Genomic DNA, 26599 nt, shown 5'->3' with positions numbered 1-26599 from the left:
TCGAAACGCTCAGTTTCCACTCATCAATCGACAAATACATCCCATGAGCAGCGTCAATCCACTGGCCGGCAAACGCGCGGCGCCCTCGGCACTGGTCAACCTGCCGGTGCTGATCTCCAACTACTACAGCCTGCGTCCCGACATGGCGGAGTCCACGCACCGCGTGGCCTTCGGCACCTCCGGCCATCGCGGCAACGCCAACGCGCACAGCTTCAACGAATGGCATGTGCTGGCCATCACCCAGGCCATCTGCGACTACCGGCGCGAGCAGGGCTTCAAGGGCCCGCTGTTCCTGGGCATCGACACCCATGCGCTGTCCGAGCCGGCCTGGCATAGCGCGCTGGAAGTGCTGGCCGCCAACGAGGTGGTCACCATGCTGGCCGAAGGCAGCCCCTATGCGCCCACGCCGGCGGTGTCGCACGCCATCCTCTGCCACAACCGCGTGCATCGCGACGCGCTGGCCGACGGCATCGTGGTCACGCCTTCGCACAACCCGCCCGACAACGGCGGCTTCAAGTACAACATGCCCAACGGCGGCCCGTCGGACTCCAACGTCACCGGCTGGATCGAGAAGCGCGCCAACGGCTACCTGGAAAAGCAACTGGAAGGCGTACGGCGCGTCACCTTCGAGAAAGCCATCAAGGCCGGTACCACGCGCCGTTATGACTACCTCGACAACTACGTCGGCGACCTGCCCAACATCATCGACCTGTCAGCCATCGCCGGCGCCAATGTCAAGATCGGGGTGGATCCGCTGGGCGGGGCAGGCGTGCATTACTGGTCGGCCATCGCCGACCGCTACAAGCTGAACCTGGAAGTGGTCAACACCGAGGTCGACGCCGCCTTCCGTTTCGTGCCGCAGGACTGGGACGGGCAGATCCGCATGGATCCGTCCTCGCCCTATGCGATGAGCGAGCTGATCGCGCTGAAGGAGCGCTTCGACGTCGCGCTGGCCTGCGACACCGACCATGATCGCCACGGCGTCATCGCCAAGAGCAGCGGCCTGCTGCCGGCCAACAGCTACCTTTCCACGGCGGTGTACTACCTGTTCCGCCATCGTCCCGCCTGGGGCGCCGGCGCCGCCATCGGCAAGACCCTGGTGTCGAGCCAGATGATCAACCGCGTGGCCGACCACCTCGGCCGCAAGCTGCTGGAGATGCCGGTCGGCTTCAAGTGGTTCGTGGACGGCCTGTACGACGGCAGCCTCGGCTTCGGCTGCGAGGAAAGCGCGGGCGCCTCCTTCCTGCGCTTCGACGGCCAGCCGTGGAGCACCGACAAGGACGGCATCACCGCCGCGCTGCTGGCCGCCGAGATGACCGCGCGCACCGGCAACGACCCGGGCCGCATCTACCAAGAGCTGACCCAGCAGCTGGGCGCGCCGCTCAATGGCCGCATCGAGGCCGCCGCCACGCCGGAACAGAAGGCGCGGCTGTCCAGGCTGTCGCCCGAGGATGTCAGCTCGACCGAGCTGGCCGGCGAGCCCATCCGCGAGGTGATGACCACCGCGCCGGCCAACGGCAAGGCGTTCGGCGGCCTCAAGATCGTCACCGACAACGGCTGGTTCGCCGCCCGTCCGTCCGGCACCGAGAGCATCTACAAGATCTACGGCGAGAGCTTCCGCGACCAGGCCCACCTGGACAAGATCTTCGCCGAGGCGCAGGAGATCGTCACGCGCGCGCTCAAGGCCGGCTGATCTCCGGCCTGCCGCCGCCCTGGCGAGAACGCCGGTTGCCCTGGGGCAATCGGCGTTTTTCATTGCGGGCCTGCGGCGGCGCATCGTTTCCGGAGTTCCTACAAGCGAATGCTCCGCTGTCCGGCTGATGCGCCCGGGCCGCGTTCGTAAGATGAAGTTGTTTCCTTTTCATCCCGACTCATCCGTCCAGGATCGCCAGAGAGGGCGGAGGGCCGGACGAAGCGAAACATCCGCCGGCGCAGGCGGGCTACTTGCCGCAGCGCCGCTTCGCTGGAACACATCGAGGCATGGAGGGCCGACATGGATAATCAAGCGCAAGGATCAGCACCATCGCAACCGGCAGCCGCTTTGCTGCGCCGTCCCGGGATTCCGCTGCCGGGCCGCGACGAGCGCGTCGATGTCGCGAAGGGCCCGCGCCCCGAGCGCATACCGTTGTCGCATCTGCCCCGTACGCCGCAAAAGCCGGTGCTGGAAACCGAGGAATTCCGCGTCGTCGAACCGGATGGTTCGGAAGATCCGGGCGCCAGCGCCGACGATGGTCTTGGGCCCGAACCGCCGGCCGACGATGTCGACGGACCGCGGCGCAAGGGCGCTTGATCCTGGCGGCGCCAGCGGCCGCCCTTTTTCAGGAGACGCACATGCACAAGCCACAGGACGTGCCGCCGGTCGAAGTGCCGCCGCTGGATCCCACGCCGCCGCAAGACCCGATTCCCCATCAACATCCGAGCGGCGCTTAGGTCATCGAGCCGCCAACGCAGGAGGCCCACATTGAAGCCAGCATTCCACACGCCCCAGGAGACGCCGCCGACGCACGATCCTCACCTGCCGCCGCCGGAGTTGCCCGACGACGATCCCATTCCGGTCGAGGATCCGCCGCTCAACCCGCGTCCCTCGGACAAGCCTATCCGCATGTAATGGAAAACCCGGCACGCCGCGCCGCGGCTGCCGGCAGCCGCTGTTCCGCACAGAGGAGCTTGCCATGCGCCATCCTGCTTCCCCCATCCCGGATTTCGCCCAGATCTTCGGCGCCGGCGTAGGCTCGGTCGAGTTGACGCCGGTCGCCCCCGGCGCGGCCGCGCCGCAGCCGGGCGGCCCCATCGACAAGGAAATCCGTCGCATCAACAGCGCGCACCAGCCCGAGGTGCGCGAAGTCGCCTCCGACAACGAGATCGGCCGCGACATCGTCGACGACGATGCGCGCCGCCTGGCCGCGCAGCAGCGTTCGGTGCGCAAGCATGAGCGCAGCCGCGGACGGTAGGCCGCCGGGAATCTTTTTGTTGTCCTTGCGGCAATCTTTCGTCGCCTGCGCTCCCGTCTGCGGTTGCCCCAACACCCCGCGCCCTTTATACTGCGCGCCATAGCATTGCTTCTGGTATCCCGCGCGCAGCCGCGCCAGGGATTGAAACGGGAAGCCGGTGCGGCCCGCCCGAACGCGGCGGCCCATTCCGGCGCTGCCCCCGCAACGGTAAGCGAGGAAGGACACGCAGCACGCCACTGTGCCCACGCATGGGAAGGCGCTTGTCCGCGAAGCCCCAGGCTTCATCCCGCGAGCCCGGAGACCGGCCCGAAGCGAATTCTGAATTGCATCGCGGAGGGCGATCGTACGGACAGCTTCCCTTATCCCGGTGACATCCACCCAGCCGCCCCGCATGGACGGCGCACCGGGACATGGGCGCCTTCGCCGTCGGCCTTTCGCTTCACCCATCCAGACTAGGGAAGAAGAACATGGCCAGCACATCCGGCATCAATCCGAGCAGCACCCTCGATCACGCGCAGGCCGGCGGCAATGTCCTGCGCGACCGCATCGCCCCTTCGCTGCTGGCTTTCGCCCTGGGTGCGGCGCTGATCTACGGCGCCGGCTTCGCCTCCAAGGTCGAGCTGCACAACGCCGCCCACGACGGCCGCCACTCGGCCGGCTTCCCCTGCCACTGAGGACCGCGCATGAACTGGACGATTTTCCGGCGCATGGCGTCGGCCGTGGTCATTGCCGGCGCGCTGTCGGGCATCCTGCTTTCGGGCGTGCAGCAACTGCAGGTGGAAAAGATCATCCTCAAGGCCGAGGAGTACGAAAAGGCCGGCGAGGCCGCCGAGCACGCGCACCAGCATGACGCAGCAGCCCCGGCGGCAGCGGCCGGCCACGAGCATGAGCACGGCCATGACGCCGACGAATGGGAGCCTGCCGACGGCGCCGAGCGCACCGGCTACACCGTGCTGGCCAATGTCAGCATGGCGATCGGCTTTGCCCTGATGCTGGTGGCGGCAATCGCCGTCAGCGGCCGCCAGGTCGGCTGGCGCAGCGGCCTGCTGTGGGGCCTGGCCGGCTACCTGGTGTTCTTCGTCGCGCCTTCCCTGGGGCTGCCGCCGGAAGTGCCGGGCACGCTGGCAGCGCCCCTGCATGCGCGCCAGCTGTGGTGGGTGATGACCGCCGGCATGACCGCCGTCGGCCTGGGCGCCATCGTCTATGCACGCGCCTGGCCATGGAAGTTGCTCGGCGCGCTGGTGCTGGTGGTGCCGCACGTGATCGGCGCGCCGCAGCCGGAAACGCACGGCGGCGTCGCGCCGGAAGAACTGGCGCAGGCCTTCATCCACGCCACCGCCATCGCCAACGCCGTGTTCTGGCTGGCGCTGGGCGGGCTGACCGGATTCTTCTACCGCAGGTTCGGCTGAAGCGAGCCGGCGGCTGCATCGGATGCGGCGGCAAGGGGCCTGGTGGCTCCTGCCGCCGCAACGCATTTGAGAGCGCATGGCTGCGGCAGGCCCTGATGGCGCTGAACGACACTGGCCCCCTGCTTTCGCAGGGGCGACGGAGATCGGGTGACAGGCTACCGGTCGTCCCTGCGAAAGCAGGGGCCCAGCGACGTTGACGGCAGGTGCAACAGCGCAGGAAAGCAGCAAGAGCAGGTCAAGCCCCTTTATTAAAGATTGACGCAATGAGAACCCATACCCGCCACGTGCTGATGTGCGTGGGCCCGCGCTGCACCGAGAACGGCGTGCTGGCCGAGTCCATGTTCGCCGTACTGGGCGAGCAGATCGATGCCCGTCCCGAGCTGCGCGTCAAGCGCACCCGCACCCATTGCATGGTGGCTTGCAAGGCGCAGGCGCCGGTGGTGGTGGTGTATCCGGAAGGCGTGTGGTACCGCTGCGAGGATGCCCGCGCCGTCGAGCGCGTGGTGGTCGAACACCTTGAAGGCGGGCGCGAAGTCAGCGACCTGATCTTCCACCGCCTGGGCACGGGCGACGTCAATCCCGAACCGGAGAACACCGATGCCTGATGCCTCGGCCCGCATCGCGCTGCTCACGCACGCGCCTACCGACCTGTCCATGCTGGCCAGCGCGCGCGCCCAGCTTCCCGACGACTTCCCGGCCGTGGCCGGTCATGACCTGCAGCGCCTGCAGGGCGATACCGACGACGACGGCAATCCGCGCCGCACCCTGGCCGGCCTGCTGCGCGGCGAGCTCGCCGGCGCCGGCGTGATCGTGCTGCGGGTGCTGGGCAACCTGGGCGCGGTGGCCGGCTTCCCCGAGCTGCTGCGCACCGTGCGCGCCGAGGGACGTCACCTGATCGTGCTGTCCGGCGCCGGCGAACCCGACGCCGAGCTGGCCGCCGCCTCGACCGCGCCGGCCGATGTCCAGCAGCAGGCGCTGGCCTATTTCAACGGCGGCGGCAGCGTCAACCTGGCGCAACTGCTGCGCTGCCTGTCGGACCGGCTGCTCTTGAGCGGCTACGGCTACGAACCCGCGCAAGCCTTGCCCGAGCACGGCATCCATCATCCCGACCTGGAGCCGGGCGCCACGCTGGACGACTGGCTGGCGCTGCGGGCCCGGGCGCCGGCCGGCAAGCCCGCAGTGGGCATCGTGTTCTATCGCGCGCACTGGCTGTCGGGCAACACCCGCTTCGTCGAGGCCCTGGCGGCGGCGCTGGAGGCGCGTGGCATGGACGTGCTGCCGGTGTTCACCTCGTCGTTGCGCGCCTCGAATGCCGGGCGCGAGGAACTGCCGCCGGCGCTGCGCTACTTCGGCGGCGCCGATGGCGCCGCGCCGCATGTGGACCTGCTGATCAACACCACCTCCTTCGCCATGGGCGAGATCACCGCCGGGGGCGTCACGCCGGCCGGCTGGTCGGTGTCGGTGCTGGAACGGCTGGGCCTGCCGGTGCTGCAGGCCATGACCAGCGGCATGACCCGGGCCCAGTGGGAGCAGTCCACGCGCGGCATGAATCCGCTGGACGCCGCCATGAACGTGGTGCTGCCCGAGTTCGACGGCCGCATCATCGGCGTGCCGCTGTCCTTCAAGCTGGCCACCGACTCCGGCGCCGTCGAATACCAAGCGCCGCCGGACCGCGTGCGCCGCATCGCCGGGCTGGCCGAGCGCTTCGTGCGCCTGCGCAGGAAACCCAACGCCGACAAGCGCATCGCCTTCATCTTCACCAACTCCAACAGCAAGGCTTCGCAGATCGGCAACGCCGTCGGCCTGGACGCGCCGGCCTCGCTGATGAACGTGTTGCGCGCGCTGGCCGCGGACGGCTACCGCATCGGCGAACTGCCCGAGAGCGGCACGCAGCTGATCCACGAGCTGGTGGACCGCTGCTCCTACGACGACATCATCCTCTCCGACGACCAGCTGCGCCGCGCCGCCGCGCGCATCCCGGCGGCGCGCTACGCGCAGTGGTTCGCCGCCTTGCCGGCCGCGCTGCAGGCGAAGATGCAGCGCCAGTGGGGCGAGGCGCCGGGCCAGGCCTATGTGCACGAGAAACATCTCGTGATCGCCGGCCTGGCGTTGGGCAACGCCTTCGTCGCGCTGCAGCCGCCGCGCGGCTACGGCATGGATCCGGACGCCATCTACCACCAGCCCGACCTGCCGCCCACACACCACTACTACGCGCTGTACCGCTGGCTGGACGAGGAGTGGGGCGCCGACGCCATCGTCCACGTGGGCAAGCACGGCACGCTGGAGTGGTTGCCGGGCAAGGGCGTGGGCCTGTCGGAGGAGTGCTTCCCCGACGCGCTGCTGGGCGACGTGCCGCTGTTCTACCCCTTCATCATCAACGACCCGGGCGAGGGCTCGCAGGCCAAGCGCCGCGCCCACGCCGTGGTGGTCGACCACCTGACGCCGCCGATGACCACCGCCGACAGCTACGGCGCGCTGGCCCAGCTGACGCAGCTGGTGGACGAGTACTACCAGGTCGAGGTGCTGGATCCGTCCAAGCTGCCGCTGCTGCAGCAGCAGATCTGGGAGCTGGTGCGCCAGACCAACCTGGACACCGACCTGCAGTTCAAGCTGCTGCATCACGACCATGATCATGACCACGGCCACGATCACGGCCATCACGACCACCACCATGCGCATGGCCATCACCATCATGACCACGGCCATGACCACGGACATGAACACCATCACCATCAGGACGGCGAACTGCCGCACGCGCTGACAGAACTCGACGGCGCCGGCGTGGCCCACCTGATCGAGGATCTCGACGGCTACCTGTGCGAGCTGGGCGCGGCGCAGATCCGCGACGGCCTGCACATCCTCGGGCGCGAGCCCGACCCGCAGCAGATGCCCGACATGCTGGTGGCCCTGACGCGCCTGCCCAACCAGGACTTGCCGGGCTTGCAGGAAGAGGTCGCGGCGCTGTTCGGCCTGTCGCTGGACATGCTGCTGGAGAACAAGGGCCGGCGCCTCAACATCAACGATGCGCTGGCCCGCTGCGCCGGCCGCGCGGTGGTTACCCGCGCCGACGCCATCGAAGCCATCGACGCCTTGTGCGTGACGCTGATGCAGTCGCTGCAGGACGCCGCCTTCGACGAGGCGGCCGTCGACGGCGTGCTCAAGCGCGTCTTCGCCGCGCTGGAAGAGGCCCCGGCCGACGACCAGCCGCGCCTGCAGCCGGCCGCCGCGAAAGCCTCCGGCAGCGTATTGGGCGGCATGCGCGCGATGGCGCGTCCGGCGCTGCTGAAGCCGGCGGCCGCGCCGAAACCGGCGTTGGCGAAACCCGCCTCCGACTACAACGACCTGCGCCGCGTGCTGTCCTTCGCCTGCGCCCAGCTGGTGCCGCGCCTGCGCCGCACCGGCGACGAGGTCGGCAACCTGCTGAAGGGCCTGTCCGGCGGCTACATCCCGGCCGGCCCCAGCGGCTCGCCCACGCGCGGCATGGCGCACATCCTGCCGACCGGGCGCAATTTCTATTCGGTCGATCCGCGCAGCGTGCCTTCGCAATCGGCCTGGCGCGTCGGCCAGCAGCTGGCGCGCGAAGTGCTGGAGCGGCACCGGCGCGAAGCCGGCAGCTACCCGGACAGCGTGGCCATCAGCATCTGGGGCACCAGCGCCATGCGCACCCACGGCGACGACGTCGCCCAGATCCTGTCGCTGATGGGCGCGCGCCCGGTCTGGCGCGCCGGCAACCGCCAGGTGGCGGGGGTCGAGCTGGTGCCGTTGGATGAACTGCAGCGCCCGCGCATCGACGTCACCACCCGCATCAGCGGCTTCTTCCGCGACGCCTTCCCGCAGCTGATCGACCTGATCGACGACGCCGTGCAGCTGGCCATCGCCGCCGACGAGCCGCCGGACATGAACTTCGTGCGCAAGCACTACCTGGAAGAAGTCGCGCAGGCCATGGCCGGCGGGCTGGGCCAGGCCGAGGCCACGGCGCAGGCCTCGTATCGCGTCTTCGGCGCCAAGCCTGGCAGCTACGGCGCCGGCGTCCTGCCCCTGATCCAGGAAAAGAACTGGCAGGACCAGGCCGATTTCGCCGAGGCCTACATCAACTGGGGCGGCTACGCCTACGGCCGCAAGGTGCAGGGCGCCGACCAGCGCGACGCCTTCCGCCAGCGGCTGTCCGGCGTGCAGGTGGCGCTGCACAACCAGGACAACCGCGAGCACGACATCTTCGACAGCGACGACTACATGCAATACCACGGCGGCATGATCGCCACCATCCGCGCCTTGTCCGGCCAGCAGCCGCGCCACTACTTCGGCGACAGCCACGACCCCTCGCGCGCGGCGGTGCGCGACCTCAAGGAAGAGACGCTGCGCGTGTTCCGCTCGCGCGTGGTCAACCCCAAGTGGCTCTCCGGCATCCGCCGCCACGGCTACAAGGGCGGGCTGGAACTGACGGCCACCGTCGACTACCTGTTCGGCTACGACGCCACCGCCCAGGTGCTGGACGACTGGATGTACCAGCAACTGGCCGAGAGCTACGGCTTCGACCCGGCCATGCGCGAGTTCCTGGAAGAGGCCAACCCCTGGGCCCAGAACGCCATCGCCGAGCGGCTGCTGGAAGCGGCCGGGCGCGGCATGTGGGAAAAGCCCGACGAGCAGACCCTGGAGCAGCTGCGCCAGCTCTACCTGCACAGCGAGACGCTGCTGGAGGCGCGCGGCGAAACCGTGCGCGGCAGCGAGCACGCCAAGGATCTGCCATGAGCGCCGTCTATCCGTTCGCCGCCATCGTCGGCCAGCCGCTGTTGAAGCAGGCGCTGCTGCTGTGCGCGGTCGATCCCGGCATCGGCGGCGTGCTGATCCGCGGCGACAAGGGAACGGCGAAGAGCACCGCCGCGCGCGGCCTGACGCAGGTGCTGCCGGGCATCGCCCGCGTGCCCGGTTGCGCCTTCAACTGCGCGCCGGGCCAGCCGGCTGCCGCCTGCGAAGTCTGCCAGGCCGGCCAGGGCGGCGCGCTCGACGGCGAGGTGCCGTTCGTGACGCTGCCGCTGGGCGCCACCGAAGACCGCGTGCTGGGCGCGCTGGACCTGCAGAAGGCCTTGCAGGGGGCGCAGCGCGCCTTCCAGCCGGGCCTGCTGGCGGCGGCGCATCGCGGCATCCTCTACATCGATGAAGTCAACCTGCTGGCCGACCACCTGGTCGACGTGCTGCTGGACGTGGCCGCCATGGGCGTGAACGCGGTGCAGCGCGAAGGCCTGTCGATGTCGCACCCGGCGCGCTTCACGCTGGTGGGCACCATGAACCTGGAAGAGGGCGACCTGCGCCCGCAGTTGCTGGACCGCTTCGGCCTGATGGTGGAAGTGGCCGCGCCGCGGGACAAGGCCGTGCGCGCCGACGTGGTGCGCCGGCGCATCGCCTACGAAGCCGATCCGGCCGCCTTCGCCGCGCACTGGCAGGAACAGCAGGACGCGCTGCGCGCGCAGGTGGCGCAGGCCCAGCGCCTGCTGCCGCAGGTGGCGCTGGACGACGCCATGCTGGAGCTGATCAGCCACCTGTGTTGCGAATTCGAAGTCGCCAGCCTGCGCGCCGACATCGTCATGCACAAGACCGCGCGCGCCATCGCCGCGCTGCAAGAGCGATCCCGCGTCACGCCCGACGACGTGAAGGCCGCGGCGCAACTGGCGCTGCCGCACCGCCGCCGCCGCAAGCCCTTCGAGCAGGCCGGCATGGACCAGGACAAGCTGGACGAGCTGGTCGAGCAGGCGCGCGCGCCGGACCAACCGGATCGGCAGCGGGACGACGGCGAAAGCGGTCGACCCGAGACGGACGATGCCCGCGACGAAGCGGAGCAGGGCGAAGACCAGGGCGAGGGCGGCGAACGCACCTTCGCCGTTGCCGCCGCCGGCGCCGCGCGCAAGATCAGCGTCGAGGCGATGCCGGCGTCACCGGCGCCGGCCCAGGCCGCCGCCGGCCGCCGCAGCGCCGTGCAGGACGCCAAGCGGGGCAGCGCCCTGCGCGCCGTGCCGGACGCCAATCCCGACCGCCTGGCGGTAGGCGCCACCTTGCGCAGCGCCGCCGTGCGCGGCGCGCTGGCCGAGGATGCGCCGCAGGGCGGCGCCATCCGCGTCACCCCGGCCGACCTGCATCGCCAGGTGCGCAGCGGAAAGAGCGCCAACCTGATCGTGTTCGTGGTCGACGCCTCCGGCTCCATGGCCGCGCAGCGCCGCATGGAAGCGGTCAAGGGCGCGGTGCTGGCGCTGCTGACCGACGCCTACCAGCGGCGCGACCAACTGGCCGTGATCGCCTTCCGTGGCGAATCGGCCGAGTTGCTGCTGGAACCCACGCGCAGCGTCGACCTCGCCGAGCAGGGCCTGCGCGAGCTGCCCACCGGCGGGCGCACGCCGTTGCCGCACGCTCTGCAGCTGGCGTTGCGCTTGCTGGAGAAGTCGGCGCAGCAGGAGGCGCCGCCGCTGTTGGTGATCCTGTCGGACGGCCGCGCCAACGTCGGCCTGCCCGGCGATGAATCCGACCCCTGGCGGCAGACCCTGGCCGCGGCCGAACTTCTGGCCGCGCGCGGCACGCCGGCGCTGGTGCTGGACACCGAGACCGGCTACATCCGCCTGGGCCGCGCGGCGCAATTGGCCCAGGCGCTGGGCGCGCCTTGCCTGACCCTGGAACAACTGACCGGCGACGCCCTGGCGTTGACGGTGCGCGCGCAACTGGGCGCGCGCTGAACCAACAAGGAAGAACGCAACATGATCATCTGCATCGGCGCCGGCCCCGGCGACCACTCTTACCTGACCCTGCGCGGCGCGGAGCTGATCCGCAACGCCGACGTGGTGGCCGGCTTCAACGCCGTGGTGGACGTGGTGAAGGAGCTGATCCCGCCCAGCGCCGAAGTGGTGCTGATGGGCTACCGCGACCAGGTGGCCCAGCTCGACCAGGTGGCCGCCATGCACCATGCCGGCAAGCGCTGCGTGGTGGTCTTCATGGGCGACATCCACTTCAGCGGCTTCCAGTACCTGGAGCGCGTCGAGCGCGCCTGCGGCCATCGGGTGGAGACCCTGCCGGGGATTTCATCGGCGCAGATCCTGGCCTCGCGCGCGCGGGTGTGCTTCGACGAGACCACCTTCATCACCTTCCATCGCCGCGGCGACCTGGAACCCTTCAAGCGCCACCTGGTGCATGTCCTGAACGACGGCCGCAACGCCATCGTCATCCCCTGCCCGTGGGATGCCGCGCGCTCCTTCATGCCGCGCCACATTGCGGCCTATTTGTTGCAGCAGGGCGTGGCTCCCGACCATCCGACCGAAGTGTGGGAGAACCTCACGCGCGGCGACGCCGAATGGCACGGCCGCCTGGCCGACTGCGCCGACCAGGAGTTCAGCGACATGAGCATCATGCTGATCCGCACCCACACGCCGATGGCCAGCCAGATCGAGCCGCCGCCGGCCAAGGAAGGCGCATGAGCGGCACGGCGCAAAGATCGGCCGTGGTGATCGCCGGCCACGGCAGCCGCGATCCGGATGCGCTGCGCGAGTTCGAGGCGCTGGTGGAATTGGTGCGCGCACGCGCGGGCGAACGCATGGTGCGCCACGGCTACCTGGAATTCGCCGCGCCGACCATCGCCGAGGCCGCCGCCGCCTGCGTGGCAGAGGGCGCCACCGAGATCTCGGTGGTGCCCGGCGTGCTGCTGGGCGCGCGCCACGCCAAGAACGACATGCCGGCCGAATTGCTGGCGCTGGCGCAACAATATCCGCAGGTCGATTTCCATTTCGGCGCGCCGATGGACCTGCATCCGCTGCTGCTGCAGCTGGCGCAGCAACGCGTGGTCGAGGCCGAGGCCGGATCGGGCGAGATCGTCAATCGCCAGGACAGCTGCCTGGTGCTGGTCGGGCGCGGCACCACCGATCCCGATGCCAACGGCGAAGTCGCCAAGCTGGCGCGCATGCTGCAGGAGGGCATGGGCTTCGGCGGCGTGAAGTTGTGCTTCTCCGGCACCGCCGCGCCGCTGGTGCGCGACGGCCTGTCGCTGGCCGCCGGCCAGGGTTGGCAGCGACTGGTGGTGCTGCCGTTCTTCCTGTTCGACGGCGTGCTGGTCAAGCGCATCTACGCCGCCGCCGACGAGGCGGCGCAGCGCGAGCCGGGCGTGGAGGTGCTCAAGGCCGGCTACCTCGGCGTGCATCCGCATGTGGCCGACGTCCTGCTGGAGCGCGCCCGGGAGGCGGTGCAGGGCCGCGCCGCGATGAACTGCTCGCTGTGCAAGTACCGGGTGCAGATCGTCGGCTTCGAGCAGCAGGTGGGCGAGCCGCAGCGCGCGCATCACCTGCAGGTGCGCGACCTGTCGGCGCGCGAGATGGCGATGCCGGCGGCCGTGGCGGCGCGCACCGCGCCTTACGTGCCGCACCCGATCGAGGCCGAGAGCATGCGCATCATCGGCGAGGGCCGCGACTGGAGCGTGTTTCCGCCCGAGCACCTGACCGTGCTGCAGCGCCTGGTGCATACCAGCGGCGACTTTGCCGCCGCCGACGAACTGTATTTCTCCGCCGGCGCGGCGCAGACCGGCATGCTGGCGCTGCTGCGCTGCAAGCGCGTGGTGACCGACGTCACCATGGTGCAAACCGGCCTGAAGCGCCAGTTGCTGGAGCAGCTGGGCATCGAGACCTGGTGCGGCGTGCACGATCCCGAGTCGCACCTCATGGCGCAGGCCCAGGGCATGACGCGCTCGGCCGCCGGCATCCGCCGCGCCTGGCAGAAATTCGGCAACGACGTGGTGCTGGCCATCGGCGACGCGCCTACCGCCATCGTCGAGGCTACGCGCCTGATCCGCGAGCACGGCTGGCGCCCGCAACTGGTGGTCGGCCTGCCGGTGGGCTTTGTCGGCACGCGCGAGAGCAAGGATGAATTGCGCCGCTGCCTGCAGGTGCCGCGCATCACCAATGCCGGCACGCGCGGCGGCTCGCCTTGGGCGGCCACGGTGGTGAACGCGCTGATGATCGATGCCGTCGCCTGGCTGATCGGGCAAGAGCAGGGCGCCGAGGGCGCGGCCTGATGGATCCGGTCGCGCGCGAGCTGCAGCGAGCCGAGTACGACTTGTCCGTGCTCGCGCCCAACGGCTTGCGGCGCGGCCGCAGCACCGGCAGCTGCGCCACCGCCGCGGTGCGCGCGGCGCTGTACCGCCTGCTGGCCGGAAACCGGCTGGAGCGCGCCGAAGTGAGCCTGCCCGACGGCCTGCATTTCATTTCGGTGCCGGTCGAACGGGTGGACGACCTGGGCGACGGCGTCGTCCAGGCCGAGGTATTGAAGGACGGCGGCGACGACCCCGACAACACCCACGGCGCCACCATCGTCGCCCAGGTCAGGCGCAACGACGCCGGCGAGATCCGCTTCTTCGCCGGCGAGGGCGTGGGCACGGCCACCATGCCCGGCCTGCGGGTGGCGGTGGGCGAGCCGGCCATCAATCCGGTGCCGCGCGCGATGATGCGCGCGGCGGTGGCCGAGGTGCTGGAGGAATTGCGTCCGCCGGAACGTATCGGCGACCAGGCCTGGCCGGCGCAGGGCTTCGACCTGACCATCGGTTGCCGCGAGGGCCGCGCGATCGCGCCCAAGACCTTCAATCCGAGGCTGGGCATCGTCGGCGGGATTTCCATCCTGGGCACCTCGGGCATCGTCGAGCCGATGTCGATGGCCTCGTGGATCGCCTCCATCGAGGTCTATATCCGGGTGGCGCTGGCCGATTGCGGCGACGACGGCACGGTGGCCTACCTGCCCGGCAAGATCGGGCGCGCCTTCGTGGCGCAGGAGCTGGGCCTGCCGGACAAGCGCAGCGTGCAGATCGCCAATTTCCTCGGCGACGCGCTGGACTTCACCCAGCAGGCGCTGGCCGAAGAGAAGCGGCGCCTGCCGGTGCTGTGGCTGGCCGGCCATCCGGGCAAGCTGGCCAAGGTGCTGGACGGCGTGTGGGACACGCACTCCAGCAAGAGCAACATGGCCATGCAGGGCGTGGCCCGCGTGGCGCAGAACATGAACGCGCCGCTTTACGTATTCGATACGGAGCTGGTGCAGCAAATGAAGGAAGCCAATACGGTGGAAGCGGTAATCGATCTGGTGCGCGGACGGGACGAGTCCCTTTCGCGCCTGCTTTGGACGGAAATCGAGGCGCGCATCGCGGCGCTGGCGGCGGCGCGCGTGCCCAGCGTGGAGCGGGTGGAGGTGCGCCTGTTCGACCTGGACGGACGGCAACTGGGAGCGGGCGCATGAGCGGCAAAGGAAAACTCTCCGGCATCGGCGTCGGCCCCGGCCCGGCCGGCTACCTGCCGCTGGCGGCGCTGGACGCGCTGCGCGCGGCCGACGTGATCTATCTGCCGCGCGCGCGCGGCGCGGACATGTCGGTGGCCCTGCAATGCCTGGACGGCGTGGAGTTCGATCGCGCCCGCCTGCGCGAGATCGAGTTCAACATGGACCCCGACCGCCAGGTGCTGCAGGAGCACTATGCGCAGCTGGGCGCGGAGCTGGCGGCGCAATTGCGCGCGGGCCTGCACGTGGCCTACCTGACCATCGGCGACTCGCTGACCTACTCGACCTACGGCTACGTGCTGGCGGCGGTGCGCGACCTGTATCCGGACTGCGACTGCGCGACCTATCCCGGCATCACCAGCTACGCGGCCGCCGCCTCGGCGCTGGAGTGGCCGCTGGGCGTGGGCAAGGAACGCACGCTGATCCTGCCGTGCCCGGAAGACGCGGCCGCGCTGCGCGCCGAGATCGAGAGCCATGACATCGTGGTGCTGATGAAGGTCGGCGCGCGCCTGCCGTGGGTGCTGGAACTGCTGCGCGAGATGGACATCGCCCGCCATTGCGGCTTCGCCCGCCGCATCGGGCTGGAGGGCGAGGTGCTGGCCAGCGACCTCACCACGCTGGACGGGGCGCAGGCCAGCGGCTACCTGGCGGTGCTGCTGATCCGCAAGACCGCGCAAGACAAGAGGCATTTGCCTGCGAAAGGACAAGCATGAAGGTGTATTTCATCGGCGCCGGCCCCGGCGCGGCCGACCTGATCACGCTGCGCGGCGCGCGCCTGCTCGGCGCGGTGCAAATGGTGCTGTACGCCGGCTCGCTGGTGCCCGCCGCCATGCTGGAGCATTGCCGCGCCGACGCCGAGCTGATCGACACCGCCGCGCTGGACCTGGAGCAGCAGCAGGCCTGCTACCTGCGCGCGCGGGAGATGGGCATCGACGTGGTGCGCCTGCATTCCGGCGACCCGGCGATCTACGGCGCCACGGCCGAGCAGATGCGCCGGCTGGACGCGCTGGGCATCGCCTATGAGGTGGTGCCGGGCGTGTCTTCGTTCACGGCGGCGGCGGCGGCGGTCGCCGCCGAGCTGACCAAGCCGGAGGTCTCGCAGAGCGTGATCCTGACCCGCGTTTCCGGTCGCGCCTCGGCGGTGCCGGAGTCGGAATCGATCGCTTCGCTGGCGGCGCACCGCGCCACCATGTGCATCTTCCTCTCCGGACCGCACTTGAAGAAGATCGTCGCCGACCTGCTGCTGCACTATCCGCCGGCCACGCCGGTGACGCTGGTGTACCGCGCCAGCTGGCCGGAGCAGCGGGTCTACCAGGGCACGCTGGAAAAGGTGCTGGACGAGAACAAGCGCGGCGAGTGGAACCTGACCACCATGATGCTGGTGGGCGCGGCGCTGGACAAGGCGCAGGTGGCGGAGTCCAGCCTGTACTCCAAGGACTTCACGCACCTGTTTCGCGTGGTAAAGAAGAACAAGGCGGAGCAGGCCCGGGCCGAACAGGAGACGCAATCATGACGCCGCCGCTGGCCGAAGCCGAGCTGGGCATCTGGCCGGTGCGCGCCGAGGCCGAGTTGCTGGCCGCGCGTTTGCAGGGGACGCTGGGCGGCACGCTGTACCGGCCGTGGCTCAACAGCGAAGCCGGCGAGGGCGAGGCGGTGCTGACGCAGCGCCAGCAGTTCGCGCTGGCCTATCGCCGCCACCGCCGCTGGATCATGATCGGCGCGGCCGGCATCGCCGTGCGCTTCCTGGACGGCCAGCCGCAGGACAAGCACAGCGACCCCGCGGTCGTGGTGCTGGATGAGGCGGCGCGTTTCGCCATCTCGCTGCTGGCCGGCCACGAAGGCGGCGCCAACCGCCTGGCCTACCGCGTGGCCCAGCTCACCGGCGCGCAGCCGGTGGTGAGCACGGCGACCGAGGCGATCAAGCCGCTGGTGCTGGGCATCGGTTGCCGCAAGCACGCCTCGGCCGGGCAGGTCTCGCAAGCCGTCGCCCATGCGCTGGCGCAGCTGGATGGCGCGACGCTGGCGCAGGTGAGGGAAGTCGCCACCATCGACATCAAGGCGGAAGAGCCGGGCCTGCTGGCTTTTTGCGCCACGCACGACTTGCCGCTGCGGGTGATCTCCACCCGGCAGATCGCGCAGCGCGCCTGGGTCGGCAAGCCGTCGGAATGGGTGAAACAGAATGTCGGCGTGGACGGCGTGTGCGAACCGGCGGCCCTGATCGCCTCGCCGCGCGGCCGGCTGGCGCTGGGCAAGACGGCGTTGGATGGCGTGACGGTGGCGGTGGTGGATGACACGTTTGAAGGCATGTAGGGCGCCGGACGACACTGGGCCCCTGCTTTCGCAGGGGCGACAGCGGTGCAATAGCGGTTTGCCTGTCGTCCCTGCGAAAGCAGGGACCCAGCGACGTCAACGGCAGCTTGAAGTATGGTGCGGCTCACGCAAGAGCGAGCATCCAGAATGACGAACAAGGAACAAGCAGTGAACAAAGGCGTACTAAACCTGGTCTCGGTCGGCCCCGGCTTCGAGGAAATGATCATCCCGCGCGCGATCGAAGCATTGCGCGACAGCGACGTGATCGTCGCCTACGAGCTCTACCTGCGCTGGATCCAGCCTCACATCGCCGGAAAGGAAATCCATACCCCGCCGCTGACGCAGGAACGCGAACGCGCGCTGCTGGCCATCGAGCACGCCCGCGCCGGCCGCAAGGTGGCCCTGATCTCCAGCGGCGACATCGGCATCTACGCCATGGCCGCGCTGGCCTTCGACGACATGCAGCACGACGACACTTATGAGGTCAACGTCATCCCGGGCGTCACCTCGGCCAACGCCTGCGCCTCGCTGCTGGGCTCGCCGCTGTCGCACGACTTCGCCACGCTGTCGCTGTCCAACCTGCTGTGCCCCTGGGAGTGGATCGAGCAGCGCGCCAGCCACATCGCCCAGGCCGACCTGGCCTGCGTGCTCTACAACGTGCAGAGCGCCGGGCGCCAGGAAGGCGTCTACCGCATCCTCCAGCTGATGCTGGAACACAAGGCGCCGCACACGCTGTGCGGCGTGGTCAAGAACGCCTACCGGCCCGGCCAGGAGGTCTCCATCCATCGCCTGGACGAACTGCCGGCGCTGCGCTTCGACATGCTGACCTCGATCGTCATCGGCAACCGCTTCACGCAGAGGAAGCGCGACTGGATCTTCACCCCGCGCGGCTACAACGACTGGAGCGAGGATTCGCAGGCGGCGGCCGCCGCCGAGCTGCCGCGCCAGGCCGCGTGGGTGTTCTCGGGCACCGGCGACGGCAACGCGCTGGCGGCGGAGTTGGCGGCCGCGGGGCAGCGCGTGGTGATCTCGGCGGCCACCGGCTACGGCGGCGAACTGGCGCGGCGGGATTGCCCCGGCGCCTTCGTCTGGGCCGGCCGCCAGGGCGTGGAAGCGCGTCGCCAGGCGCTGCGCGCGGCCGGGGCGCGCGTGCTGGTGGACGCCACGCATCCCTTCGCCACGCAGATGTCGCAGCAGCTCATCGAGCTGTCGCAGGAGCTCGGCATTCCCTACCTGCGCTATGAACGCTCCAGCGAACTGGCCGCCGATGACGCCGGCGCCTGCGCCGACATGGAGGAGGCCGCGCGCCGCGCCATCGCAGCGGGCAAGCGCATCTTCCTCGCCACCGGCTCCAAGGACCTGGCCGGCTTCCTGCAGGCGCCGGGCGCCGGCCAGCGCCAATGGTTCGCCCGCGTCACGGCCGATCCGGACTTCGTGCGGCGCGCGCTGGAGCTGGGCGTGCCGCACGCCAACCTGTGCGCCATGCAGGGGCCGTTCTCGCAAGCCTTCAACGAAGCGCTGTGGCGCGACTGGGGTATCGACTGCGTGGTGACCAAGGATTCGGGCGAGGCCGGCGGCTATCGCGCCAAGGCCGATGCCGCGCGCGCGCTGGGCATCCCGCTGCTGACGGTGCGCCGTCCGCAGCTGGCGTATCCGCGCGTGGCGCGGGATTTCGATGCGGTGCGCGCGCAACTGGCGCAGTGGCCGGGAGCCTGAGCATGCCGACGCAAGACCTGCCGCCGCCGCAGCTGCCGCCGATCCCGGTGACGGTGGTGACCGGCTTTCTCGGCGCCGGCAAGACCACGCTCTTGCGCGGCCTGGTGAAAAGCCGGCAGTCGCGGCGGCTGGCCTTGCTGATCAACGAGTTCGGCGAGGTGGCGATCGACGGCGCGTTGTTGCGCGCCGACGAAGGCGGGCGCGGCCAGGTGCAGGTCCAGGATTTCGCGCACGGCCTGATCGCCTATGGCGACGATGTGCACTTCGTGCCGGCCATGCTGGCGCTGGCGGCGCCGCATCACCGGGCGCAGATCGACCATGTGCTGATCGAGACCTCCGGCCTGGCGCTGCCCAGCGCGGTGATGGAGGTGCTGCAATCGGAGCAGCTGGCGCCGCACTTCGTGCTGGATGCCACGCTGGCCGTGGTCGATACGCCGTTGCTGCTGGAAGACGCCTTCGAGGGCGCGCAGGCTGCCGCCGGCGCCACCGCGCAGCTGTTTCGCCAGCAGCTGGAATGCGCCGATGTGGTGGTCCTGAACAAGATCGACGCCATGGACGAGCCGCAGCTGCTGCAGGCCGAAGGGCGCGTGCGGGCGCTGGCGCCCAACGTGCGCTTCCTTGAGCTGGCCTACGGCGCGCGGCTGGATATCCGCCTGGCGCTGGGCCTGCGCCTGCACCAGGCGGGCGCGACGGTGCACCGCCACTACACGCCGCTGGCCATGCCCGGCGAACGCGCGGCGCCGGCGGCCGACCAGGGGCGCTTCAACGGCCACGCGCATTCCGGCCTGGGCGCGCACAGCCACGGGCTGGCCACGCACAAGCACTTCCATGAACAGGATCCGGGCTGGTTGTCGTTCACCCTGCGCAGCAGCGAGCCGCAGAGCGGCGAACGGGTGCGCGGCGCGGTGGCCGCCGCCGCGCTGGCCGAGCCCATCCTGCGCGCCAAGGGCTTCGTGCATGCCGGCCCGGGCGCGACGCCGCTGCTGGTGCAGGGCGTGCGCGCGCGGGTCGCGGTGGCCGGCGGCGAGGGCGCGGCCAACGACGGCAACAAGGTGGTCTCGGCCTGTTCGGAACTGGTGTTCATCGGCTACCACCCCAGCCGCACCCGGGTTGCGCAGCTGCTGAGCGAGATGACGGGAACAGAGTGGAAATGAACGCACAGAGGAGCAAGCAATGAAGACCGATCCGGAATCGCACAAGCGCATGACCCAGCGCCATAAAGAGGGCTTCGAGAAGAAGAAGGCCGCGGCCCAGAACGAGAAGGGCCTGCTGATCGTCAACACCGGCACCGGCAAGGGCAAGTCCAGCGCCGCCTTCGGCATGGGCATGCGCATCCTCGGCCACGGCATGAAGCTGGGCGTGGTGCAGTTCATCAAGGGCGCGCTCTACAGCGCCGAGCGCGACTTCCTGGGCGGCCACGCCAACTGCGATTTCCACGTGGTGGGCGAGGGCTATACCTGGGACACCCAGGACCGCGAGGCCGACACCCGCACCGCCCGTCGCGGCTGGGCCGAGGCGCAACGCATGATTGCCGACCCGAGCTACGACATGGTGATCCTCGACGAGCTCAACATCGTCCTCAAGTACCAGTACCTCGACCTGGAGGAGGTGCTGAGCGCCTTCGCCGGCCGGCGCGAGATGCTGCACATCGTGGTCACCGGGCGCCACGCGCCGGAGGCGCTGATCGAGCAGGCCGACCTGGTCAGCGAGATGCGCCCGCTCAAGCACCCGTACAAGGAACAAGGGGTGAAGGCCCAGAAAGGCGTGGAGTTCTGATGCAGGCGAGCGAGTACCGCAGCCCGGCGCTGTTCATCTCGGCGCCGGCCTCCGGCCACGGCAAGACCACCATCACCGCCGCGCTGGCGCGGCTGTATCGGCGCGACGGCAAGCGGGTGCGGGTGTTCAAGACCGGTCCCGATTTCCTCGACCCGATGGTGCTGGCGCAGGCCAGCGGCCATCCAGTGGTCAACCTCGACCTCTGGCTGGGCGGCGAAGACCATTGCCGGCGCCAGGTCGCGCTGGCCGCGCGCGAGGCCGACGTGGTGCTGGTCGAAGGCGTGATGGGGCTGTACGACGGCGAGCCCAGCAGCGCCGACCTGGCGCAGTTGCTGGGCATTCCGGTGATGACGGTGATCAACGCGCGCGGCATGGGCCAGACCGTGGGCGCGCTGGCGCAGGGGCTGATGGCCTACCGCCCCGAGCTGAAGTTTGCCGGCGTGCTGGCCAACGGCGTGGCCAGCCCGCGCCACGCGCAGATGCTGCGCCAGGGCCTGCAGAACGCGCGCCCTTCGGTGCAGTTGCTGACCGGCTTGCAGCGCGACATGCAGTTCGCGCTGCCGGAGCGCCACCTCGGCCTGGTGGCCGCGCCCGAGATCGCCGACCTCGACGCGCGCCTGGACGCCATCGCCGACCGCATGGCCAGCACCTCGCTGGCCGGCCTGCCGGAACCGGTGGAGTTCGGCGCGCCGCCGCCGGAGCGCGAGTTCCCGCGCCTGCTGGCCGGCAAGACCATCGCCGTGGCGCGCGACCTGGCGTTCTCCTTCATCTACACCGCCAACCTGGCGCTGCTGGAAAGCATGGGGGCGCAGCTGGCCTTCTTCTCGCCGCTGGCCAACCAGCCGCTGCCGCCGTGCGACGCCGTGTGGCTGCCCGGCGGCTATCCCGAGCTGTACCTGGGACAGCTGCAGGAGGCCGACGCCACCGGGCAATCGCTGCGCGCGCATGCCGACGCCGGCAAGCCGCTGTACGCCGAGTGCGGCGGCATGCTCTACCTGCTGGAGACGGTCACCGGCCAGGACGGCGCCAGCGGGCGCATGTGCGGCGTGTTGCCGGGGCAGGCTGCGGTGCAGCCGCGGCTGCAGGGGCTGGGCTACCAGACGCTGTCGCTGAACCTGCCGGGCGCGGCCGGCGAGCACCTGCGCTGCCACACCTTCCATTACTCGCGCGCGGCAGTCGGCGCCCAGTTCATGGCGCGCGGCGAGCGCCTGTTCGACTCCTCCGAGGGCGAGGTGGTGTATCGCCGCGACAAGGTGGTGGCGAGCTACCTGCACGCCTATTTCCGCTCGGCGCCGCGCACCGTGGCGGCCCTGTTCGGCGGCGCTTCCTCATGAGCGCCGGCATGCCGCACCGTTATCCGCAAGCCGAGATCGACGCGCTCTACCGCGCCATCCGCGAGCGGCGCGACATGCGTCACTTCCTGCCGGACGCGGTCGATCCGGCGTTGCTGGAGCGCCTGCTGCAGGCGGCGCATCACGCGCCCAGCGTGGGCTTCATGCAACCGTGGCGCTTCATCCGTATCCGCGACGACGGCCTGCGCCGGCGCATCCACGCGCTGGTGGAAGAAGAGCGTGTGGCGACGGCGCAGGCGCTGGGTGAGCGCGAGGACGAATTCATGAAGCTCAAGGTCGAGGGCATCCTCGATTGCGGCGAGCTGCTGGTGGCCGGGTTGATGGATGGTCGCGCGCCGCACGTGTTCGGCCGCCGCACCATGCCGCAGATGGACCTGGCCTCGCTGGCCTGCGCGCTGCAAAACATGTGGCTGGCGGCGCGCGCCGAAGGGTTGGGCATGGGCTGGGTGTCGCTGTTCGAGCCGACCCAGCTGGCGCGGCTGCTGGCCATGCCGGCCGGCGCCGAACCGGTGGCGGTGGTGTGCCTGGGCCACGTGCCCGCCTTCTATGAAAAACCGATGCTGGAGCAGCAGAACTGGGCCGCGCGCCGGTCCTTGCATGAACTGGTGTCCGACGACAAATGGCCGGGAGGGGAAGAATGACTACAGCGACCACGCGCCGCACGCTGGTGTTCGGCGGCGCCCGTTCCGGCAAGAGCGCCTACGCCGAGAAGGAGGCGCTGGCGGCGTTGCAGGGCGATGGCGGCGAGATCGTCTACATCGCCACCGCCGGCAACCGGGCCAGCGCCGGCGACGCCGAGATGAGCGCGCGCATCGCGCACCATCGCCAGCGCCGCGAGGCGCAGGGCGGCCGCTGGCGCACGGTGGAGGAACCTCTGGCGCTGGGCCGGGCGCTGCGTGAGCACGCCGGGCCGGGGCGCGTGGTGCTGGTCGATTGCCTCACGGTGTGGCTGTCCAACCTGCTGTTCGTCCAGGGCCATGACTTCCCCGAATCGGGGCCGATCGAGGCGCCGGCCGACTTCACGCTGCAGCGGGTGGATTTCCTGCGCGCGCTGCAGGAGGCAAAGGGCACCGTGATCCTGGTGTCCAACGAGGTCGGCATGGGCATCGTGCCGATGGGCGCGGTGTCGCGCTGGTTCGTGGACGAGGCCGGGCGGCTGAACCAATCGGCGGCGGCGCTGTGCGAACGGGTGCAGTGGGTGGCGGCCGGCTTGCCGCTGACCTTCAAGGATACGGCGTGCTAGCCGGCCTGTCCTGGCCCTGGCTGGCGCTGCTGATGGCCGCCGGCATCGGGCTCGACCTGCTGCTGGGCGAGGCGCGGCGCTGGCATCCGCTGGTGGGCTTCGGCAGCCTGGCCAAGCGCATCGAGCACACTCTCAACCGCGCGCCAGGATTGCGCCTGCGCGGCCTGCTGGCCTGGGCGCTGGCGGTGTTGCCGGGCGTGGCGCTGGCGGCCTGGATCATCCATCTGGCGCCGTGGTGGCTGGCCTGCCTGCTGCATGCGGCGCTGCTGTACTTCTGCATCGGCCTGCGCAGCCTGCGCGAGCACACCATGCCGATCGCCCGCGCGTTGGCGCTGGGAGACCTGCCTGCGGCGCGCATGCTGACCTCGTTCATCGTCAGCCGTGACACGCGCGCCGCCGACGAGGCCGATCTCGCCAAAGCCGGCGTGGAGTCGCTGCTGGAGAACGGCAACGACGCCGTGTTCGGCACGCTGTTCTGGTTCGCGCTGGCGGGCGGCCCCGGCGCACTGTTGTTCCGGTTGGCCAACACGCTGGATGCGATGTGGGGCTACCGCAACGAACGCTTCTTTTATTTCGGCTGGGCGGCGGCGCGCATCGACGATGTGCTGAACTGGATTCCCGCGCGCCTCACTGCCTTCAGCTACGCCTGGCTGGGCGACCACACCGTCGCGCTGGCCTGCTGGAAGGAGCAGGCGCCGGCCTGGGGCAGCCCCAACGCCGGGCCGGTGATGGCCGCCGGCGCCGGCGCGCTGGGTGTGGCGCTGGGCGGCCCGGCGATCTACGACGGCGAGCTTGAACAGCGTCCGCCGCTGGGTCGCGGGCAGCCGGCGCAGGGCGCCGATATCGTGCGCGCCTGGCGGCTGGTGGCCATGTCCACCGCCTTGTGGCTGGCGGTCGTATCGGCGCTGGCCGTGGTTTCCTTCGGAGTCTTCCATGCTTGAACACGGCGGCAACCTCAACGACGCCGCGCTGCGCTACGGCCGCCCGCGCGGCGAGTGGCTGGACCTGTCGACCGGCATCAACCCGGTGCCCTATCCGGCGCCGGCGCCCGCCGCCGATGCCTGGCACCGCCTGCCGGAACCGTCGACCGAACTGGCGCGTGCCGCCTGCGACTATTACGGCGCGCCGCGCCTGCTGCCGGTGGCCGGCACCCAGGCGGCGATCCAGGCGCTGCCGCAACTGCGCCTGCGCCAGGACGGCAAGCCCGCGCGCGTGGCGGTGGCCGCGCCCATCTACGCCGAGCACGCGCATTGCTGGCGGCGCGCCGGGCATGCGGTGCGCGAAGTCCCCTACGCGCAGCTGGACGAGGCCGCCGCCGGCGACTGCGAGGTGCTGGTGCTGTGCAATCCCAACAACCCGACCGGCGCCATGGTCGAGCCGCAACGCCTGCTGCGCTGGGCGCGGCAGTTGCATGCGCGCGGCGGCTGGCTGGTGGTGGACGAGGCCTTCGGTGACACCGTGCGCGAGGCCAGCGTGGCGGCGCAAGCCGGGCAGGAGGGCCTGATCGTGCTGCGCTCGGTGGGCAAGTTCTTCGGCCTGGCCGGGTTGCGGCTGGGCTTCGTCGCTGCCGCGCAAGACTTGCTCGACGCGCTGGCCGACTGGCTCGGGCCATGGACGGTGGCCGGCCCCGCGCAGCAGGTCGGGATTGCCGCCTTGCGCGACGCCGCATGGCAGCGCGCTACCCTGATCCGCCTGCAGGGCGAGGGCGAGCGGCTGCGCGCCACGCTGGCGCGGCACGGCATCGCCGCGGCCGGCAGCGCCTTGTTCCAATGGTGGCCGGAACCGCGCGCGGCGCAGTTCCATGAAGCGATGGCGCGCCAAGGCGTGTGGGTGCGCCTGTTCACGCGCGGCGCCGGCGGCATCCGCATCGGCCTGCCGCCGGATGAAGCGGGATGGCAGCGGCTTGAACAGGCCCTGCAACAATGGAGCGCGCATGGCCGCTGAGTTTCCCTTCCACACCCTGATGATCCAGGGCACCACCTCGGACGCCGGCAAGAGCACGCTGGCGGCGGCCTTGTGCCGGCTGCTCAGGCGCGACGGCATTGCGGTGGCGCCATTCAAGCCGCAGAACATGGCCCTGAACAGCGCGGTCACCGCCGACGGCGGCGAGATCGGCCGGGCCCAGGCGCTGCAGGCGCAGGCCGCCGGCATCGCGCCGCACACCGACATGAACCCGGTGTTGCTGAAACCCTCGAGCGACACCGGCGCGCAGGTCATCGTGCACGGCCGCGTGCGCGCCGACATGAACGCGCGCGACTACCACCGCTACAAGACCCAGGCCATGCAGGCGGTGCTGGAGTCCTATCATCGCCTGCGCGCGCAATACAGCACCATCGTCGTCGAGGGCGCCGGCAGCCCGGCCGAGATCAACCTGCGCGCGCGCGACATCGCCAACATGGGCTTCGCCGAGGCGGTGGATTGCCCGGTCATCATCGTCGCCGACATCGACCGCGGCGGCGTCTTCGCGCACCTCACGGGCACGCTGGACTGCCTCTCCGAGAGCGAGCGGGCGCGTGTGATCGGCTTCGTCATCAACCGTTTCCGCGGCGACATCGGCCTGCTGCAGCCCGGCCTGGAGTGGCTGGAGCAACGCACCGGCAAGCCGGTGCTGGCGGTGCTGCCATACCTGCACGGCCTGCACCTGGACGCTGAGGATGCCATCGCGCCGGCGCAAAGCGCGCGCGGCGCGTTCCGCGTGCTGGTGCCGGTGCTGCCGCGCATCAGCAACCACACCGACTTCGACGCGCTGCGCGCGCATCCCGACATCGACCTGCAATTCATCGGCTCCGGCCAGGCGATCCCGCCGGCTGACCTGATCATCCTGCCCGGCAGCAAGAACACCCGCGGCGACCTGCAATGGCTGAAGGACAACGGCTGGCCCGGCGCCCTGCGCAAGCACCTGCGCTACGGCGGCAAGCTGATCGGCATCTGCGGCGGCTTCCAGATGCTGGGCCAAGGCGTGGACGACCCGCACGGCGTGGAAGGCGCGCCCGGTGAAAGCGTCGGCCTGGGCCTGCTGGCCATGCGCACCGAGCTCACGCGCGACAAGCGCCTGCTGCAGGTGTCGGGACATTGCGCCTTCGCGCAAGAGGGCGAGGCCGCCACCGTCAGCGGCTACGAGATCCACATGGGCGTGTCTTCAGGCGCGGCGCTGCAGCGGCCGGCCTTTGTCATCGACGGCCGCGCCGAAGGCGCGTGTTCCGAAGACGGGCAGATCCTCGGCAGCTACCTGCATGGCATGTTCGACACGCCGCAGGCATTCGCGGCGCTGATGGCCTGGGCCGGACTGGGTGGCGCCGAGGCGGTCGACCTCAATGAACTGCGCGAGGCCAGCCTGGAGCGGCTGGCGGATGCGACGCGGCCCTTGTATGAGGCGCTGTGCGGGGTTGGGGAAAAGAACCCATCCACAGCCTGACTGTTCAGTAAATTGCGGTGTTCATAAAAAATGAACGATAAAAAACAGTGAACAGAAGCTGAGATCGCCGGCAGGCTGGAGGGGCTGCCGGATGACTTCGCATACGGCTTGCGGGAAAAAATTCCCGGCGCGAAGCCGGGATTGGG

General features: G+C 70.2%; 24 protein-coding genes and 1 riboswitch. All 24 genes read left to right on the top strand.

The genetic code is table 11. The features are described 5' to 3' along the window. Positions 1-43 precede the first annotated feature (43 nt). The 24 genes from pgm (at position 44) to Herbaro_RS12850 (ending at position 26453) form a co-directional block, all read left to right on the top strand. Complete coding sequence (gene pgm / locus Herbaro_RS12965) at positions 44-1693, top strand: phosphoglucomutase (alpha-D-glucose-1,6-bisphosphate-dependent) (protein WP_275010045.1); 1650 nt, start codon at positions 44-46, stop codon at positions 1691-1693. A gap of 300 nt (positions 1694-1993) precedes the next feature. Continuing rightward, positions 1994-2290: a hypothetical protein gene (locus Herbaro_RS12960; protein WP_275010044.1), complete on the top strand. Its 297-nt coding sequence runs from the start codon at positions 1994-1996 to the stop codon at positions 2288-2290. Positions 2291-2461: 171 nt separating this feature from the next. Then, a complete protein-coding gene (locus Herbaro_RS12955; protein WP_275010043.1) occupies positions 2462-2608 on the top strand; it encodes a hypothetical protein in 147 nt (48 codons plus the stop codon). Between the two features lie 64 nt (positions 2609-2672). Further along, the gene (locus tag Herbaro_RS12950) at positions 2673-2951 is read left to right on the top strand and encodes a hypothetical protein (RefSeq protein ID WP_275010042.1); all 279 of its coding nucleotides are present in this window, start codon (positions 2673-2675) and stop codon (positions 2949-2951) included. 95 nt (positions 2952-3046) lie between these two features. Further along, positions 3047-3275: riboswitch (cobalamin riboswitch) on the top strand. A gap of 143 nt (positions 3276-3418) precedes the next feature. Continuing rightward, on the top strand, positions 3419-3625 hold the full coding sequence (locus Herbaro_RS12945) for a CbtB domain-containing protein (RefSeq protein ID WP_275010041.1): 207 nt from the start codon (positions 3419-3421) through the stop codon (positions 3623-3625). A 9-nt stretch (positions 3626-3634) separates the two neighbouring features. Next, positions 3635-4360 (top strand): CbtA family protein, encoded by a 726-nt coding sequence (locus Herbaro_RS12940; RefSeq protein ID WP_275010040.1) that lies wholly within the window; start codon positions 3635-3637, stop codon positions 4358-4360. A 263-nt stretch (positions 4361-4623) separates the two neighbouring features. After that, positions 4624-4965, top strand: a complete 342-nt coding sequence (locus Herbaro_RS12935) for a (2Fe-2S) ferredoxin domain-containing protein (RefSeq protein WP_275010039.1) — start codon at positions 4624-4626, stop codon at positions 4963-4965. Next, entirely contained in the window at positions 4958-9109 is a 4152-nt protein-coding gene (locus Herbaro_RS12930; RefSeq protein WP_275010038.1) for a cobaltochelatase subunit CobN, read from the top strand. The genes Herbaro_RS12935 and Herbaro_RS12930 overlap by 8 nt, the downstream gene beginning before the upstream one ends. After that, entirely contained in the window at positions 9106-11079 is a 1974-nt protein-coding gene (locus Herbaro_RS12925; protein ID WP_275010037.1) for a putative cobaltochelatase, read from the top strand. Before Herbaro_RS12930 ends, Herbaro_RS12925 begins: the two co-directional genes overlap by 4 nt. Positions 11080-11100: 21 nt before the next feature. After that, positions 11101-11814, top strand: a complete 714-nt coding sequence (locus Herbaro_RS12920) for a cobalt-precorrin-7 (C(5))-methyltransferase (protein WP_275010036.1) — start codon at positions 11101-11103, stop codon at positions 11812-11814. Continuing rightward, positions 11811-13397 carry a precorrin-8X methylmutase gene (locus tag Herbaro_RS12915; protein ID WP_275010035.1) on the top strand — a complete coding sequence of 529 codons (1587 nt, stop codon included), beginning with the start codon at positions 11811-11813 and terminating at the stop codon, positions 13395-13397. Before Herbaro_RS12920 ends, Herbaro_RS12915 begins: the two co-directional genes overlap by 4 nt. Continuing rightward, complete coding sequence (gene cbiD, locus Herbaro_RS12910; protein ID WP_275010034.1) at positions 13397-14605, top strand: cobalt-precorrin-5B (C(1))-methyltransferase CbiD; 1209 nt, start codon at positions 13397-13399, stop codon at positions 14603-14605. Before Herbaro_RS12915 ends, cbiD begins: the two co-directional genes overlap by 1 nt. Next, the gene (cobI, locus tag Herbaro_RS12905; RefSeq protein WP_275010033.1) at positions 14602-15354 is read left to right on the top strand and encodes a precorrin-2 C(20)-methyltransferase; all 753 of its coding nucleotides are present in this window, start codon (positions 14602-14604) and stop codon (positions 15352-15354) included. Before cbiD ends, cobI begins: the two co-directional genes overlap by 4 nt. Then, positions 15351-16154 carry a precorrin-4 C(11)-methyltransferase gene (cobM, locus tag Herbaro_RS12900; protein ID WP_275010032.1) on the top strand — a complete coding sequence of 268 codons (804 nt, stop codon included), beginning with the start codon at positions 15351-15353 and terminating at the stop codon, positions 16152-16154. Before cobI ends, cobM begins: the two co-directional genes overlap by 4 nt. Beyond that, a complete protein-coding gene (locus Herbaro_RS12895) occupies positions 16151-16951 on the top strand; it encodes a cobalamin biosynthesis protein (protein WP_275010031.1) in 801 nt (266 codons plus the stop codon). The genes cobM and Herbaro_RS12895 overlap by 4 nt, the downstream gene beginning before the upstream one ends. A gap of 147 nt (positions 16952-17098) precedes the next feature. Further along, on the top strand, positions 17099-18667 hold the full coding sequence (gene cobJ / locus Herbaro_RS12890) for a precorrin-3B C(17)-methyltransferase (RefSeq protein ID WP_275010030.1): 1569 nt from the start codon (positions 17099-17101) through the stop codon (positions 18665-18667). A 2-nt stretch (positions 18668-18669) separates the two neighbouring features. Beyond that, positions 18670-19821: a CobW family GTP-binding protein gene (locus tag Herbaro_RS12885; protein ID WP_275010029.1), complete on the top strand. Its 1152-nt coding sequence runs from the start codon at positions 18670-18672 to the stop codon at positions 19819-19821. Between the two features lie 19 nt (positions 19822-19840). Further along, a complete protein-coding gene (gene cobO, locus Herbaro_RS12880) occupies positions 19841-20443 on the top strand; it encodes a cob(I)yrinic acid a,c-diamide adenosyltransferase (RefSeq protein ID WP_275010028.1) in 603 nt (200 codons plus the stop codon). Beyond that, on the top strand, positions 20443-21777 hold the full coding sequence (locus Herbaro_RS12875) for a cobyrinic acid a,c-diamide synthase CobB (protein ID WP_275010027.1): 1335 nt from the start codon (positions 20443-20445) through the stop codon (positions 21775-21777). Before cobO ends, Herbaro_RS12875 begins: the two co-directional genes overlap by 1 nt. Next, on the top strand, positions 21774-22436 hold the full coding sequence (gene bluB, locus Herbaro_RS12870) for a 5,6-dimethylbenzimidazole synthase (RefSeq protein WP_275010026.1): 663 nt from the start codon (positions 21774-21776) through the stop codon (positions 22434-22436). Before Herbaro_RS12875 ends, bluB begins: the two co-directional genes overlap by 4 nt. Then, positions 22433-23038, top strand: a complete 606-nt coding sequence (gene cobU / locus Herbaro_RS12865) for a bifunctional adenosylcobinamide kinase/adenosylcobinamide-phosphate guanylyltransferase (RefSeq protein ID WP_275010025.1) — start codon at positions 22433-22435, stop codon at positions 23036-23038. The genes bluB and cobU overlap by 4 nt, the downstream gene beginning before the upstream one ends. Continuing rightward, a complete protein-coding gene (gene cbiB, locus Herbaro_RS12860; protein ID WP_275010024.1) occupies positions 23032-23979 on the top strand; it encodes an adenosylcobinamide-phosphate synthase CbiB in 948 nt (315 codons plus the stop codon). The genes cobU and cbiB overlap by 7 nt, the downstream gene beginning before the upstream one ends. Continuing rightward, positions 23972-24982, top strand: coding sequence for a threonine-phosphate decarboxylase CobD (cobD, locus tag Herbaro_RS12855; protein WP_275010023.1), 1011 nt, complete (start codon positions 23972-23974; stop codon positions 24980-24982). Before cbiB ends, cobD begins: the two co-directional genes overlap by 8 nt. Further along, positions 24972-26453: a cobyric acid synthase gene (locus Herbaro_RS12850; protein WP_275010022.1), complete on the top strand. Its 1482-nt coding sequence runs from the start codon at positions 24972-24974 to the stop codon at positions 26451-26453. The genes cobD and Herbaro_RS12850 overlap by 11 nt, the downstream gene beginning before the upstream one ends. Positions 26454-26599 lie beyond the last annotated feature (146 nt).

Source organism: Herbaspirillum sp. WKF16, from assembly GCF_028993615.1.
GTDB lineage: Bacteria > Pseudomonadota > Gammaproteobacteria > Burkholderiales > Burkholderiaceae_D > Herbaspirillum.
The sequence above is the reverse complement of the archived record's forward strand: the minus strand, read 5'-3'. Positions and strand labels throughout refer to the sequence as shown.